At 74.9% G+C, this 15,359-nt stretch carries 12 protein-coding genes; 10 read left to right on the forward strand and 2 right to left on the reverse strand.

From position 1 onward, the window contains the following. Positions 1 to 82: 82 nt before the first annotated feature. Positions 83 to 802 carry a DUF998 domain-containing protein gene (locus ACFYPH_RS15555; protein ID WP_387182207.1) on the reverse strand — a complete coding sequence of 240 codons (720 nt, stop codon included), beginning with the start codon at positions 800 to 802 and terminating at the stop codon, positions 83 to 85. Between the two features lie 185 nt (positions 803 to 987). On the opposite strand from ACFYPH_RS15555, the gene aspS reads away from it, so the two are divergent. The 4 genes from aspS (at position 988) to ACFYPH_RS15575 (ending at position 5,785) form a co-directional block, all read left to right on the forward strand. Beyond that, the gene (gene aspS, locus ACFYPH_RS15560) at positions 988 to 2,793 is read left to right on the forward strand and encodes an aspartate--tRNA ligase (protein WP_355065763.1); all 1,806 of its coding nucleotides are present in this window, start codon (positions 988 to 990) and stop codon (positions 2,791 to 2,793) included. A gap of 102 nt (positions 2,794 to 2,895) precedes the next feature. After that, positions 2,896 to 3,705: an SDR family oxidoreductase gene (locus ACFYPH_RS15565; RefSeq protein WP_387182210.1), complete on the forward strand. Its 810-nt coding sequence runs from the start codon at positions 2,896 to 2,898 to the stop codon at positions 3,703 to 3,705. Between the two features lie 64 nt (positions 3,706 to 3,769). After that, positions 3,770 to 4,387 (forward strand): ArsR/SmtB family transcription factor, encoded by a 618-nt coding sequence (locus ACFYPH_RS15570; protein WP_387182213.1) that lies wholly within the window; start codon positions 3,770 to 3,772, stop codon positions 4,385 to 4,387. Positions 4,388 to 4,501: 114 nt separating this feature from the next. After that, complete coding sequence (locus ACFYPH_RS15575; RefSeq protein WP_387182216.1) at positions 4,502 to 5,785, forward strand: MFS transporter; 1,284 nt, start codon at positions 4,502 to 4,504, stop codon at positions 5,783 to 5,785. 39 nt (positions 5,786 to 5,824) lie between these two features. Here the strand turns inward: ACFYPH_RS15575 and ACFYPH_RS15580 are convergent, their stop codons facing one another. Further along, entirely contained in the window at positions 5,825 to 6,565 is a 741-nt protein-coding gene (locus ACFYPH_RS15580; RefSeq protein WP_354856044.1) for a GNAT family N-acetyltransferase, read from the reverse strand. A gap of 141 nt (positions 6,566 to 6,706) precedes the next feature. Between ACFYPH_RS15580 and ACFYPH_RS15585 the strand changes: the two genes are divergently transcribed. From ACFYPH_RS15585 to alaS, 6 genes are all read left to right on the forward strand, one after another. Then, positions 6,707 to 6,919: a hypothetical protein gene (locus tag ACFYPH_RS15585; protein ID WP_007458297.1), complete on the forward strand. Its 213-nt coding sequence runs from the start codon at positions 6,707 to 6,709 to the stop codon at positions 6,917 to 6,919. Between the two features lie 75 nt (positions 6,920 to 6,994). Further along, positions 6,995 to 8,578, forward strand: coding sequence for an AAA family ATPase (locus tag ACFYPH_RS15590; RefSeq protein WP_387182220.1), 1,584 nt, complete (start codon positions 6,995 to 6,997; stop codon positions 8,576 to 8,578). 2,435 nt (positions 8,579 to 11,013) lie between these two features. After that, a complete protein-coding gene (locus ACFYPH_RS15595) occupies positions 11,014 to 11,709 on the forward strand; it encodes a hypothetical protein (protein ID WP_354862952.1) in 696 nt (231 codons plus the stop codon). Positions 11,710 to 11,858: 149 nt separating this feature from the next. Next, positions 11,859 to 12,323, forward strand: coding sequence for a DUF948 domain-containing protein (locus ACFYPH_RS15600; RefSeq protein ID WP_354862941.1), 465 nt, complete (start codon positions 11,859 to 11,861; stop codon positions 12,321 to 12,323). Between the two features lie 29 nt (positions 12,324 to 12,352). Then, the gene (locus tag ACFYPH_RS15605) at positions 12,353 to 12,658 is read left to right on the forward strand and encodes a hypothetical protein (RefSeq protein WP_354862942.1); all 306 of its coding nucleotides are present in this window, start codon (positions 12,353 to 12,355) and stop codon (positions 12,656 to 12,658) included. After that, entirely contained in the window at positions 12,655 to 15,333 is a 2,679-nt protein-coding gene (alaS, locus tag ACFYPH_RS15610) for an alanine--tRNA ligase (RefSeq protein WP_354862944.1), read from the forward strand. The genes ACFYPH_RS15605 and alaS overlap by 4 nt, the downstream gene beginning before the upstream one ends. The last annotated feature ends 26 nt before the right edge of the window (positions 15,334 to 15,359 follow it).

Here is a 15,359-nt window from a genome sequence, read left to right on the forward strand (position 1 = left end):
CCGCCCGCGGGTCGCCGGAGTCCTCCGGCGGCCCGCGCCGCGCGTCCGGGGGTGGGCCGTCCGCCCCGGCGCCCGCGCCGCCTCAGGCGAGGCGATCCGGCCCGTCCGTGGGAAGCAGGGGATCCGGGGGTACGACACCGGTCGTCGGCAGGGCGGGCCCCAGCGGCGTGGCGCCGTCGGTGGCCCAGGCGAGGTGCGCCCGTCGGGCGGAGAGGACCGCCAGCAGCGGCCAGAGTGACACGCCCACCGCCGTCACCCGTTCGGCCAGGCCGGTCCGGGATCCGCTGGTCACCTCGAACGCGAACCAGCCGAAGAGGGCGAGCAGCACGATCGTGGCGCTCAGCGCCACGCCCCGCCGAAACGCCCAGGGCGGCTGCGGGGCTCGCGGATGTGCGGCGTCCGGGCCACGCGGCAGCCGCAGCGCCGACCCGGCCGGCCAGAGCGCCAGCGCCAGGACCGCGACGGTGGCCGCGACGCCGTGACTGAGGGAGCCGCCGACCGCCGGCCGGGGAAAGGCGACAAGCGCGATGGTCGCCACGCCGCCGACGGCGAGCAGGAAGCGGCTGGGCAGCCCGGCCGCGTGCAGCACCGCGGCGATCGCCAGGTAGCAGCCGCCGAGCAGCAGCAGACAAGTGATCATGATCCAGGAGTCGGTGGCGTCGTGCCCGGCCAGTTCGCTTATGGTGTCGCGGACCGGGTCGTACCCGGCCGGCTGCCGGGCGCCCGCGACCGTCCAACCGCCGACCAGCAGCACCGGCGCGGCCACCGCCGTGGCGACGCCCCAGTTTGGTACGGCGCGCATTCGGCCACGTTAACCGGCGCGACGGCCCGGCGAGCCGGGTTCGTCAGGCTGCCCACCGGCGCAGCGCGCGGCCTGCCGCCTGCTCACCTGCGAATCGTGCCGGCCTGCCGGGTGCCCCCGAGCGGGGCCGGCCACCCCTGACAGAATGCGGGTGAGGACTGTTCCACGATGAGGAGTTGCCAGCCGTGATCCGTACCCACAATGCCGGAAGCCTGCGCGCCGCGGACGCCGGCTCGACGGTGACGCTCGCCGGGTGGGTGGCCCGCCGGCGTGACCACGGCGGCGTCATCTTCGTCGACCTGCGCGACGGCTCCGGCGTGGTCCAGGTGGTGTTCCGCGAGGAGGACGCGCACGCGCTGCGCAACGAGTTCTGCGTGAAGGTCACCGGCGAGGTGACCCGCCGGCCGGCCGGCAACGAGAACCCGGAGCTGCCCACCGGCGACGTCGAGGTGACCGCCGTCGAGCTGGAGGTGCTCTCCGAGGCCGCGCCGCTGCCGCTCCCGGTGGACGACCAGGTCGAGGCCGGTGACGACCTCCGCCTGCGGTACCGCTACCTGGACCTGCGCCGCAGCGGCCCGGCGAACGCGCTGCGGTTGCGCTCGCGCGCCAGCCACCTCGCCCGGGGGGTGCTGCACGAGCGGGACTTCCTGGAGATCGAGACCCCGACGCTGACCCGCTCGACGCCCGAGGGCGCCCGCGACTTCCTGGTGCCCGTGCGACTCCAGCCCGGCAGCTGGTACGCGTTGCCGCAGTCGCCGCAGCTGTTCAAGCAGCTGCTGATGGTCGGCGGCATGGAGCGGTATTACCAGATCGCGCGCTGCTACCGCGACGAGGACTTCCGCGCCGACCGGCAGCCCGAGTTCACCCAGCTCGACATCGAGATGTCGTTCGTCACCGAGGACGACGTGATCGACCTCGGCGAGGCGATCGTCTCGGCGCTGTGGAAGGACCTGGCCGGGCACGAGATCAGCCGGCCGATCCCGCGGATCACCTGGCACGACGCGATGGCCCGCTACGGCTCGGACAAGCCGGACCTGCGCTACGGCGTGGAGCTGACCGAGCTGACCGACTACCTGCGCGGCACCGAGTTCCGGGTGTTCGCCGGGGCGATCGACGCGGGCGGCTACGTGGGCGCGGTGGTGATGCCCGGTGGCGCGGCGCAGAGCCGCAAGGAGCTGGACGGCTGGCAGGACTGGGCGAAGGCGCGCGGCGCGCGGGGCCTGGCGTACGTGGTGCTGGACGCCGAGACCGGCGAGGCGCGCGGCCCGGTGGCCAAGAACCTGTCCGCCGAGCACCTGGGCGGGCTCGCCGACGCGGTCGGCGCCAAGCCGGGTGACGCGGTCTTCTTCGCCGCCAGCGCCAACGCCCGCGAGGCGCAGGAGCTGCTGGGCGCGGCCCGCGTCGAGATCGCCAAGCGGGCCGGCCTCATCGACGAGAGCGCCTGGGCGTTCTGCTGGGTGGTCGACGCGCCGATGTTCGAGAAGACCGACGAGGGTGGCTGGACGGCTGTGCACCACCCGTTCACCTCGCCGAACGCGGAGTGGGTGGACCGGTTCGAGGAGGCGCCGGACCGCGCCTTGGCGTACGCGTACGACATCGTCTGCAACGGCAACGAGATCGGCGGCGGGTCGATCCGTATCCACCGGGGCGACGTGCAGAAGCGGGTGTTCGACCTGCTCGGCATCACCCCCGAGGAGGCGCAGGACAAGTTCGGCTTCCTGCTGGAGGCGTTCAAGTACGGCGCACCGCCGCACGGCGGCATCGCGTTCGGCTGGGACCGGGTCTGCATGCTACTGGCCGGCGCGGACTCCATCCGTGAGGTCATCGCGTTCCCGAAGACCCGTGGCGGCTTCGACCCGTTGACCGGCGCGCCGACCCCGATCACCGCCCAGCAGCGCGCCGAGGCCGGCATCGACGCCAAGCCCAAGCCGCAGCCGCCGGCCCACGCCGGCACGGCCGGCCCGGCAGCCCCGGTAGCCGACCCGGTCTGACCGTACCCCCCGGCCCCTGCTTGGGTGATCAAGAGGTTTGCGTCATCATCGCCCCGCGAGATGACGCAAACCTCTTGATCGTCGGTGGGGGAGTGGGCTGGGATGCGGGTGCTTGTTGTCGGGGGTAGCGGGTTTCTGGGTCGGGAGGTCTGTCGGCGGGGCGTCAGCGCCGGGTTCTCGGTGGTGGGGACGTTTCACTCCGGGTCCGTCGGGGTGTCTGGTGTTGTCGGGCGGCGGCTGGACGTGACCGACCGCGCCGCCGTGCGCGCGCTGGTCGGCGAGGTGCGGCCGGACACCGTGGTCGCGACCCCCTACCGGTACGACGACTGGACGGTCACCGCCGACGGGGCCGCGCACGTGGCCCTCGCCGGCGCCGAGGTGGGGGCCCGGCTGGTGCACCTGTCCAGCGACGCGCTGCACGGCGGCCGTCCCACGCCGTACGCCGACGACGACCCGCCCAGCCCGGTCAACGCGTACGGGGCCGCGAAGGCGGCGGCGGAGACCGCCGTACGAGCGATCGACCCCGGTGCGGCGCTGGTGCGTACCTCGCTGATCCTGGGGGAGGGCAGCAAGCAGATCGAGCTCTGCCGGGACGCGCTCGCCGGTCGGGCCGTCCTGTTCACCGACGAGTTCCGCTGCCCGATCGACGTCAGCGACCTGGCCGACGCCGTGCTGGAGCTGGCGGGCTCGTCGTACGCCGGACTGCTCAACGTGGCCGGCGCGGACGCCGTCAGCCGGGCCGAGCTGGGTCTGCTGGTCGCCGAGCGGTTCGGTCTGGACGCGACGGGCCTGAAGACCACCACGGCCGCCGCCGCTGGCGTGGTCCGGCCCGGCGACGTACGCCTCGACTCCGGCCGCGCCGCCGGTCTGCTGCGGACGCGGCTGCGCGGGGTGCGCGAACTCCTGGCCTGATGTCCTGCACACTTCCTATGCACAACTATTGTGCACGGCAAGTGTGCAGAGATAGTGTGCAGCCATGAAGAACGACGAAGCGATCCCGCGGCCCACCCCGCGGGAGGTGCGGATCGACAAGCGGCAGGTCCGGGTGCTCGCGCACCCGCTGCGGATGCGGCTGATCGGAGCCCTGCGGGTGAACGGGCCCGCCACCGCCACCACCCTCGCCGAGCTGCTCGGCACCAACACCGGCGCGACCAGCTACCACCTGCGCCAACTCGCCGAGGTCGGGCTGGTCACCGAGGATCCCGACCGGGGCAGCGGACGGCAGCGCTGGTGGCAGGCCGCGCACGACGTGACGAGCTGGGAGCCGAGCGACTTCGACGACGACCCCGACGCCCGTGCCGCGATCGAGTGGATCCAGGGCGACCAGGTGCGTCTTCTCGTCGAGCACGCCGACCGCTGGTTCGCCACCCAGCACGAATGGTCCCCCGCCTGGCGGGACGCCTTCGGCATGGGCGACATCTTCATGACCATCCCGCCCGAGCGGCTGGAGGCGCTCAAGGCGGAGGTGTGGCAGGTGCTGGAGCGGTACCGCCGGGAGGCCGAGCCGGTCGACACGGCCGAGCCCGCCGACCCGCAGGCCCGCCCGGTGCAGGTCTTCCTGGCCGCCTACCCGCTGCTGGACGGCCCCCGATGAGCGCGAGGAGTGAGCCGGGCTTGCGAGCCCCGCAGTCGCGAATGGATGTGGCGTCGTGAGCGCGAGGAGTGAGCCGGGTTTGCGAGCCCCGCAGTCGCGAATGGATGTGGCGTCGTGAGCGCGCTGACCGTACGCCAGGTCCGGCGTCGCTACCTCACCCTCTACGGCCTGCGCTGGCTCCCCACGGGGTTGATGATCCCGGTGATGATCCTGCTGATGCAGGAGCGCGGCCTGTCGCTGCCGCAGATCGGCCTGGTCGGCACCGCGCAGGGGCTGCTGGTGCTCGCGCTGGAGCTGCCCACCGGCGGCTTCGCCGACGCCCTCGGTCGCCGACCCGTCCTGCTCGCCGCCGGAGCGCTCAACCTCGCCTCGCTGGCGCTCTTCGCGGTGGCCGACTCGTTCGCGCTGTTCTTCCTGGTCTGGGCGTTGCAGGGCGTCTACCGGGCACTGGACAGCGGCCCGCTGGAATCCTGGTACGTCGACGCCACCCTGGCCGCCGACCCGCAGGCCGAGTACGAGCGGGGCCTCGGGTACGCCGGCACCGTCGTCGGCGTGGCCATCGGCGGCGGCGCGCTGCTCAGTGGTGGCCTGGTCGCGCTGGGCCCGCTCGGGCCGGTCAGCGCGCTCACCGTGCCGGTGCTGGCCGCGATCGTCGCCCAGGCGGCCGCGCTGGCCGCGCTGCTCGTCCTGCTGGTCGAAGAGCGGCCAGCCACCGGGGTCGCGGCGGTGCGCGCATCGGTCGTCCAGGCGCCCCGGATGATCGGCCAGGCGCTCGGGCTGCTGCGGCGTTCCCAGGTGCTGCTCGCCCTGGTGGCTGTGGAGTTGTTCTGGGGCTTCGGCATGGTCACCTTCGAGTCGCTGCTGCCGGTGCGGCTCGCCGAGGTGATCGGCAACCCGGAACGGGCCGCCGCGCTGCTCGGGCCGGCCAGTTCGGCGGCCTGGATCGCCAATGCGGCCGGCGCGGCACTGACCCCGCTGCTGTTGCGCTGGTTCGGGGCGCCTTGGGGCGCGGCCCTGCTGCGCATCCTGCAGGGCGTCACGGTGGTCGGGATGGGGCTGTTCGCGGGGCCGGTCGGAGTGCTGGTGGCCTACCTGGCCTGCTACGCCGTGCACGGCGCGTCGAATCCGCTGCACAGTGGTCTGTTGCACCGCCAGGTCGACGGCCCGTACCGGACCAGCGTGCTCTCGCTGAACTCGATGATGGCGCAGCCGGCCGCCGCCCTCGGCGGGGTGGTCCTGACCGCGATCGCCGCCGCCGTCAGCGTCAGCGCCGCGATGGTGGTCGGCGCGGTGGTGCTGGCCGTCGCCGCGCCGCTCTACCTGCCCGCCTGGCTGGCCGACCGTCGGCCCGCTCCCTCCAGCGAGCCGACCGTGGTCCCCGTACCCGCCGACCGGTAGCGAGGGCCGCTCATCGACGCCCGGTGTCGATGAGCGGCCTCAGCCGAGGCGGATCGCGGTGCGGGACAGGGTGTCGGCGAAGCCGAGCCGGCGGTAGAGCCGCACCGCTTTGACGTTGTCCGGGTAGACGCCGAGCCCGACGGTGTCGTGCCGGGCCAGCAGCGCCCGGGTCATGCCGGCGGTCAGCGCCGCGCCCAGCCCCCGGCCGCGCTGGTCGGGGGCGACGGTCAGGCCGGCCAGAAAACCGACGTCGCCCCGGCTGCGGTCCGCGCCGCACGCCACCAGCCGGTCGCCGGCCCGGATGCCGTACCAGTCGATGACCCGTGGATCGCCCGGGCGCGTGGTGGTGTCCGGGAACGCCTCGTCGACCAGCGCCGCAAGCGCCGGGCGGTCGGCGTCGGTGAGACGTACGACCCGCTGCTCGTCCGGCTGCGTCGGCGGCGCCACGGTGGTCCAGTGGAAGTCCCAGTCGACGAACTCGGCCACCGCCAGCCGGCCCGCCACCAGGGCGGGGTCGAGCCGGGGCAGGTGCATTCGATGCTCCGGCCGCAGCACCCCGTCGGCGACCAGCGCGGCACAGATCTCCAGCACCGGCTCGGTGGGGCCGATGGCGTCCGCGCCCAGCCCGCGCTCGGGCGGCAGCAACCACAGCACGGCGCCGTCGCGCCGGTAGCCGCGCGCCGGCACGCCCGGCGAGAGCGAGTGCCTGACGAACGGGTGGTCACCGGCGGCGGCCAGGATGGCGGCCCGGTCGTGGAGCGCCTGGTCGTCGATGATCATGACGGTCAGCCTAGGAGCCGCCGTACGGGCGACCGCGCCGGGTCCGGCAGCCCGCGTGCTGTTCCACGGTGGAGATTGGCGAGTCGACCGATTGGGTACATCACGCGCCGACCTACTGGGAACCCCCACCGGAGGACCGACATGCTCGCCATTCTCGCGGCCATCGTCTTTGGCTTCGCCCTGCTGCTCGACCTGCTCAACACCGACTTCGGCGCCCCCGACCTGTTCAACTGGAACACCCTCGTGCTCATCGGCCTGCTCCTGCTCTCGCTCTACCTGGCCGGCGTCGGCAGCGGCCCGCGCGGCGGTGGCGGCGGCCGCTGGTACCGGGGCCGTCGTCCCGGCCGTGGCTGACCGAGACCGATCAGCGGTGGCCCGGCCCGCAGCGCGATTCCGGCGTCGCGGGTCGGGCCCGGTACTGTCTTCGTGATGGAGTCCGACGCTCTCTTCTCCCTCGGTGCGCCCACCGGGCCGCGCAGCGCGCCCGAGGGTCCCGCCGGTGTCGACGGCTTCACTCCGGTAGCGGACGATTCGCCCCTGCCCGTCCGCATGCGGCCCGCGAGCCTGGACGAGCTGATCGGGCAGGACCACCTGCTCGCCCCCGGCGCGCCGCTGCGGCAACTGGTCTCCGGCGGTGCCCCCCTGTCGGTCATCCTCTGGGGGCCGCCCGGCAGCGGCAAGACCACCATCGCGCACCTGGTGGCCGGCGCCACCGACCGCCGCTTCGTCGCCATGTCGGCGCTCTCGGCCGGGGTCAAGGACGTCCGGGCGGTGATCGAGACGGCCCGTCGCCAGCGCCGCTCGGGCGGCCCGCAGACGGTGCTGTTCATCGACGAGGTGCACCGGTTCAGCAAGACCCAGCAGGATTCACTGCTCGCCGCCGTCGAGGACCGCACTGTCACGCTGCTCGCGGCGACCACCGAAAACCCGTACTTCTCGGTCATCTCACCCCTGCTGTCGCGGTGCGTGCTGCTCACCCTGCAACCGCTCGACGACGACGCCGTACGCGGCCTGCTGCGCCGCGCGGTCGCCGACGAGCGCGGCCTGGGCGGCACGCTCGCCCTGACCACCGACGCCGAGGACCACCTGGTCCGACTCGCCGCCGGTGACGTCCGCAAGGCGCTGACCGCGCTGGAGGCGGCGGCGGCCTCGGCCACGGCGCTCGGCACCGGGCGCATCGACCTGGCCACCGCCGAGCAGGCGGTCGACGTGGCGGCGGTGCGCTACGACCGCGACGGCGACGCCCACTACGACGTGGTCAGCGCCTTCATCAAGAGCATGCGCGGCTCGGACGTGGACGCCGCCGTGCACTGGCTGGCCCGGATGCTGGTGGCGGGGGAGGACGCCCGGTTCATCGCCCGACGGCTGGTCATCTTCGCCAGCGAGGACGTGGGCATGGCCGACCCCACCGCGCTGAGCGTGGCCACCGCCGCCGCGCACGCCGTGGAGTACGTCGGTCTGCCCGAGGCGCAGCTCAACCTGGCGCAGGCGGTGATCCACCTGGCCACCGCGCCGAAGTCGAACTCGGCCACCACCGCGATCGGCGCTGCCATCGCCGACGTGCGGGCCGGCCGGGGTGGTTCGGTGCCCCGTGGGCTGCGGGACGCGCACTACGCCGGCGCCCGAGGGCTGGGCCACGGCACCGGGTACCGCTACCCGCACGACGACCAGCGCGGCGTGGTCACCCAGCAGTACGTCCCGGACGACCTGGTGGGCGTCGACTACTACCAGCCCAGCCCGCACGGGGCGGAACGGTCGGTGTCGACGCGGCTGCCGGTGCTGCGCCGGATCGTCCGCGGGCTGCCGGCCCCGCCCGCCCGCCCGGAAACCCCGACCGCCTCCTCGCCCGCGACAGCGGGCCCGTCGGTGGCGGCCCCGACCGCCGGGTCACCGGTAACACCGCAGCCCGCCCCGGCGCTTGTCGGTCGGAACGGCAAGCCGGCCACGGACGCGGGCGGTCCCCGCACGAAGCAGGACAGCGGCACTGACGCCGCAGGAGAGGGTCAACAGTGAGATCGCGTGGTGCGGACCGTCCCGACGAGGGCCCGGACGAGCGGCGTGATCCCCGCGCGAAGGGCCGCCGCTGGGGTCGAGGCCGAGCCGAGGCCGAGCCGGAGGAGCCGGTGGCCGGCGAGGAGTTCGGCTGGATCGACGACCTGCGCTCGGCCAAGCAGCAACGCGGCGAGCTGGGCCCGGACGGGGCCCCGGCCGAGCCCGTGCCGCCGCGCGGGGGCGCGTCGGCGCCGCCGGACGCGCCGCCCGGCCCACGCCGCCCGGACGCGGAGGCCGCCGGAGCGCGCCGCCCGGTCGACGGCCCCTGGCCGGGAGAGGCGCCCCCGCCGGGTCGCCGCCCGGACGCCCGCCCGCCCGCCGACCGCGAGCACTCCGACCGCCCACCTGCCGACCGCGTCCGGGCCACCGGGCCCGCCGGCGCCGTCGCGGGCCCGCCGGCGGCGCGTGGCGCCCAGCCGGTTCCCGGCACCGGCCCCCGCGCCGCCGCGCCGCCCGCCGCTCGCCCGGGCGGCGGTGACCCGGCGAGCCCTCCCGGGCCCCGCCCGTCCAGCGGCGCTCCGGCCCGACCGCGTCCGACCGTGGGACCGTCCGGCCCGCCCGGAGGGCCAGCGGCTGCGGGCGCCCCGGCCGGCCACCGCCCGGATGCCGCCGCCCCGACCGGCCGGGCGGAAGCGATGCCGCCACTGCGCCGGCCGGACGCCGTGCCGCCGGGCCGCCGACCCCGGCCCGACCCGACCGGGAGCGGCCGGCCGCTGACCGGTGACGACCTGGCCGCCGGCCGACGTACGACGGGACCCGTTCCCGATCCGGCGCGACCCGCCGGGCCACCCACCGCGGCCGGTCCGGGCCGGTTCGGCGGGCCGCCGCCCGGCGTCGCGCGGCAGGTCGCCGACGGGCTGCGAGCCGACCCCGCGATCGACAATGACCCGCGCACGGCCCGGCGTCGTCCCGGCCCGGTCGACCCGGGAGCGCCGGAGCCCGCGGGTCACGCCCGCCCGGCCGGGGGTGGTCACCGCCGTGCCGCCGAACCGGACGCGCCGGTGGTGCCCCGCTCGGGCAACGCCCCACCGATGCCGCAGGCGTCCACCGCGCCCACCAGCGCCGGGCCCACCAACGCCGGGCCCACCAGCGCCGGGTCCGCCAGCGCCGGGTCCGCCAGCGTCACGTCCACCGACGGCACCGGCCGCCGTCGAGCGGTCCCCGACGACCAGGGCCGACGCGTGCCGACCGGCGGTGAGCCGCGGGCGGACCGCCCGGAGCGGCCGGCCGACTGGCTGCGTCAGGCCGGCCGGCTGCCGCACACCGACCCCGGTCTGCCGGTGGTCAACCGCAGAGGTGGCGATGCGCAGGCCCCGACCGCGAACCGCCCCGTCGGCCGCCGTACCGCCCCGCCGCCCGCCGGTGATCTGACCGATCGCTCCGGTGGCCCACTCGCCGTACCCGATCCCGCCGCGGAACGCACCGCCGGCCGTCGTCCCGTCGGGCCACCGGCCGACCCGGGCGCGGGCGCTCCCACCGGCCGCCGGGCCGCCCGGCCCGGCGGGCCAGACCCCACCGGAGAGCAGCCGAGCGGTTCCGTGCCTCATCCGCCGGTCACCGGCGAGCGGCCCGTCGGCCGTCGGGCCGCTCCGGGGGCCGCCGCGGATCCGATCAACCGACGCCGCCGCCCGCCGGCCGACTCCGCCCCCGACGGACCCACCGGTCGTCCCGGGCCGGCCGACGACCGCGGCGACGACCCGTATGCCGGCCCCGCCGGCGGCGGGCGGCCCGCTCCCGTCCGGGGCGCCCGCTCCGCACCGCCCGGGGGGCGGGCCCGACCCGCGCCCGGCGAGGCGCCGGTCTCCGGCGCCGGTCGCCGTGGTCCCGACGGTCCACCCCGTCCCGGCGCCGGCATGCCCGAGCGGGGTGCCGCTCGCCCCGACGGCTCGGCTCGCGCCGCCGTGCCCCCAGGTGCCGGCCCGGACGCCCCGGCCCGTGCCGCAGTGCCGCCGGGCGTCGATCCGGATCGTCCCGCTCGTGCGGCGGTGCGCCCGGGCGTCGGCCCGGACACCCCGCCCCGCCCCGGCTCGGCCCGGCCCCGTCCGGACGGCCCGGCCCGTGCGGCCGTCCCGCCGGGCGCCGGTCCGGACGGTCCGGCTCGCGCCGCCGTCCGCCCGCCGGGCGTCGGGCAGCCGCCCGTCGGCGACGACCGGGCGGGCGCCGAGCACGCCGGCCCCGGGTCACCCGTGGCCGCGCGTGCCGCCGCCCCGCGACCGGCGGACCGCGCCGCGGGCCGTGCCCTGCCGCCGCCGCGCGAGGCCGGCCGGCCCGAGCCCAGCGGTGTCGCTCCCGTGCCACCGTCCGGCCGGCCCGGCGAGCCGGTCGGTGTGGCCCGCGCCGCCGTCGTGGTGCCCACCGCGACCGCGCCGGTCGCCGAACCGGCCGACGGGCCCGCACTGCGCGCGGCCGGCCAGGACGCGTCCGCCGACGACGACGCCCCGGGCGCCCGTTCCGAGGTACGCCGGCAGTCGCGCGAACGACGCCGGCTGCGGGTGGCCGTCCTGGCGCTGGTCAGCGTCGTGCTGCTCGGCGCGGTACCGCTCTTCTTCGGCGTCCGCACGCTGAGCCGGGACCCGGTCTTCGACAACCTGGACCAGCTCGCCGTGCCCGCGTGGGCCGCGACGAAGACGGTCGACGACGTCAGCGGCAGCCGCTGGTGCCTGCTCGACTGCCGGCTGCGCGAGCGCACCGTCACCTCGGAGAAGTCGCCGGAGGAGACGGCGAAGGTCTACGAGGACGCGCTGCGCCAGGACGGCTGGCGACCGTGGAAGGTGAGCCGCTGCCCGGAGCAGGAGACGAAGGGCAGCTACACGTGCTGGCGTCAGGACGAGCTGACCCTCGACCTGTGGGTACGGGCGCCGGCCTGCGTACCGCCGCCGGTCGACGGGGAGCCGGCGATCGTGCCGTCTCCGGAGCCGTCGGCCGCTGCGGGGGAGTGCACCGGCTCGTTGGTGTCGGTGAAGGTGCGCAACGCGATCGACGACGAGCGGACCAGGCCGCAGCCCAGCACCGATCCGTCACTGACCGGAGAGGACCCGTTCCCGACGGTCAGCGGAGATCCGCTGGGCGACGTGACACCCTCACCGTCCTGAGCCGCTCTCCATCACGGACGGTAGGGTCTGGGGCTGGCGGGCCCGCCCGTGCCCGGCGACCGGCGACGGCTCGGTGGGTTCGGTGGGCGCCAGGTTGTGCGTTCCGGGGACGTCGGGTCCGGCGGAAATCTGCTTGAGGAGGGACACGCGTGGGCGACATTTTAGAGGTCGCGGCGCTGATCGCGGCGTGCGCGTTCGCGGTGCTGGTGCTCATCCTGACGCTGCCGATCCTACGGCTGCGGCACACGGTGGACGCCACCACGCGCATGATCAACGACCTCAACGATCGGACGGCGCCGCTGCTCGGCGACGTGAACACCACGGTGAAGAACGTCAACGTCGCCCTGGAGCAGGTGCAGACCTCGCTCGACGGCGTGAACCTGCAGCTGGCCAAGGTTGACACGATGACCAGCCACGCCCAGAACGTCACCGCCAACGTCGCCAACCTCGCCACCGTGGTCTCCGCCGCGGCCGCGAACCCGCTGGTCAAGGTGGCCGCGTTCGGCTACGGCGTGCGCAAGGCCGCCGCCGGCCGCCGGCACGCCGAGACCGAGCGCGAGGTGCGCGACACCATCAAGCAGCAGCGGCGGGCCGCCCGGCGCGGCAACCGCTGACCGGCCGGGCCAGCAGGAGGTAGCAGGACATGAGGCGGTTGTTCTGGCTCGGCATCGGCGTGGCCGTCGGCGTGATCGTGGTCCGCAAGGCGACCCGGACCGCGCAGGCGTACACCCCGGCCGGCATCGCCAGCTCGTTGTCGGAATCCGCTGGCGGCCTGGTGGAATCGCTGCGTAGCTTCGTGGAGGACGTCCGGATCGGGATGGCCGAGCGCGAGCAGGAGATCCACCAGGCGTTCGCCCAGGGTGAGGCGTTCGATGACCAGTTCGCCGAGCTGCGGGAGTCCCCGCGGATCGGCGATCGAGACATTTTTCCGGAGGAACACCAGCGATGAAGACGGCGGAGATCAAGCGGCGGTACCTCGCGCACTTCGAGGCGAACGGCCACGCCGTGGTGCCGTCCGCTCCGCTGCCCGCCATCAGCGACCCGAACCTGCTGTTCGTCAACGCCGGCATGGTGCAGTTCGTGCCCTACTTCCTGGGCCAGCAGACCCCGCCGTACCGGCGGGCGGTCAGCGTGCAGAAGTGCCTGCGCACCCCGGACATCGACGAGGTCGGCAAGACCAGCCGGCACGGCACGTTCTTCCAGATGAACGGCAACTTCTCCTTCGGTGACTACTTCAAGGCCGGCGCGATCCCGCTGGCGTGGGAGTTGTCCACGAAGCCGATCGCCGAGGGTGGCTACGGGCTGGATCCGGAGCGGATCTGGCCGACGATCTACCTCGACGACGACGAGGCGTACGAGATCTGGCGGTCGGTGGGTGTGCCGGCCGAGCGGATCGTCCGCCGGGGCAAGGCGGACAACTTCTGGTCGATGGGCATTCCCGGGCCGTGCGGTCCGTCGTCGGAGCTGTTCTACGACCGGGGCCCGGAGTACGGCCGCGAGGGCGGCCCGGCGGTCGACGAGGACCGCTACATGGAGTACTGGAACCTCGTGTTCATGCAGTTCGAGCGCGGTCCGGGCACCACCAAGGAGGACTACCCGATCCTGGGTGACCTGCCGGCGCAGAACATCGACACCGGCATGGGCCTGGAGCGGATGGCCTCGATCCTGCAGGGCGTCGACAACCTCTACGAGATCGACGAGGTCCGGCCGATCCTCGCCCGGGCGGCCGAGCTGACCGGCAAGCGCTACGGCGCGCACTCCGGGCACGTGGCCAGCGAGTCGCACCCGGACGACATCCGGCTGCGGGTGGTCGCCGACCACGTACGGACCGCGCTGATGCTGATCGGCGACGGCGTGACCCCGAGCAACGAGGGCCGTGGCTACGTGCTGCGCCGGATCATGCGCCGGGCGATCCGGTCGATCCGACTGCTCGGCTGGCAGGACCGGGCGCTGCCGGAGCTGCTGCCGGTCGCGCGGGACTGCATGGCGCCGTCGTACCCGGAGCTGGCGACCGACTTCGACCGGATCGCGCAGTACGCGTACGCCGAGGAGGAAGCCTTCCTGTCGACGCTGCGCGCCGGGACGACGATCCTGGACACCGCGATCGCCGAGACCCGCACGGCGGGCGGCACGGCGCTGTCCGGGGCGAAGGCGTTCCAGCTGCACGACACGTACGGCTTCCCGATAGACCTGACCCTGGAGATCGCGGCGGAGCAGGGCCTCACGGTCGACGACGAGGGCTTCCGCCGGCTGATGGCCGACCAGCGGACCCGGGCGAAGGCGGACGCGCAGGCCCGCAAGACGGGGCACACCGACGTGTCGGCGTACCGGTCGGTGCTCGACGCGGGTGGCCCGGTGACGTTCACCGGCTACAGCGAGGTGGCCCGCGAGTCGCGGGTGCGGGCGCTGCTGGGCTCCGACGGCCCGCGTCAGGCGGCGACCGAGGGTGAGACCGTCGAGTTGGTGCTCGACACGACCCCGTTCTACGCCGAGGGCGGTGGCCAGCAGCCCGACCACGGCATCATCACCGTCGGCGACGGTCAGGTCGAGGTGCTCGACGTGCAGCAGCCGGTGCCCGGCCTGATCGTGCACCGGGCCCGGGTCATCCGGGGCGAGGTGCACCCCGGCGACACCGGCTACGCCGAGATCGACACCACCCGGCGGCGGGCGATCTCCCGGTCGCACACGGCCACCCACCTGGTGCACCAGACCATGCGCAACTTCCTCGGCGAGTCGGCCACCCAGGCGGGTTCGCTGAACGCCCCGGGTCGGCTGCGGTTCGACTTCAACACCCCGACGGGTGTGTCGCCTACCGTTCTGCGCGACGTGGAGCAGCAGGTCAACGAGGTGCTCCTGGCCGACCTGGAGGTGCACGCCTTCATCACCTCGCTCGACGAGGCGCGGCGGATCGGCGCGATGGCGCTGTTCGGCGAGAAGTACGGCGAGGAGGTGCGGGTCGTCGAGGTCGGCGACTACGCCCGCGAGCTGTGCGGCGGCACGCACGTGGCCCGCTCGGCCCAGCTCGGTCTCGTGAAGATCCTCTCCGAGTCGTCCATCGGCTCCGGTGTCCGCCGGGTCGAGGCGCTGGTCGGCATGGACGCCTTCGGCTTCCTGGCCAAGGAGCACCTGCTGGTCTCCCGGCTGGCCGAGCTGTACCGGGTGCCCAACGACCAGGTCGCCGACCGGGTGGAGCAGACGGTGACCCAGCTGCGGGACGCGGAGAAGGAGCTGGAGAAGCTGCGCGCCCAGTTGGTGCTGGGTGGCGCGGCGGCGCTCGCGGCGCAGGCCAAGGATGTGCGCGGGGTGGCGTACGTGGGCACCGAGGCGCCGGAGGGCGCGGCCGGTAACGACGTACGGACCCTGGCGCAGGAGATTCGCGGCAAGATCGACCCGGCGCGGCCGGCGGTGGTCGCGGTGGCGGCCCGCGCGAACGGCAAGGCGTCGCTGGTGGTGGCGGTCAACGCGGCCGCCCGCAGTCGGGGTCTGGCCGCCTCGGACCTGGTGAAGGCGGCGTTCTCCGGGCGCGGCGGGGGTAGCCCCGACCTGGCCCAGGGCGGCGGCCTGCCGGCGGCCGAGGCGCCGAACCTGCTGCTCACCGTCGAGAAGGCGATCACCGAGGCGTGATGGACGGTCATGGTCGACCAGGGCGG

The sequence above is a fragment of the Micromonospora sp. NPDC005252 genome, from assembly GCF_042872475.1.
Taxonomy (GTDB): Bacteria; Actinomycetota; Actinomycetes; order Mycobacteriales; family Micromonosporaceae; genus Micromonospora.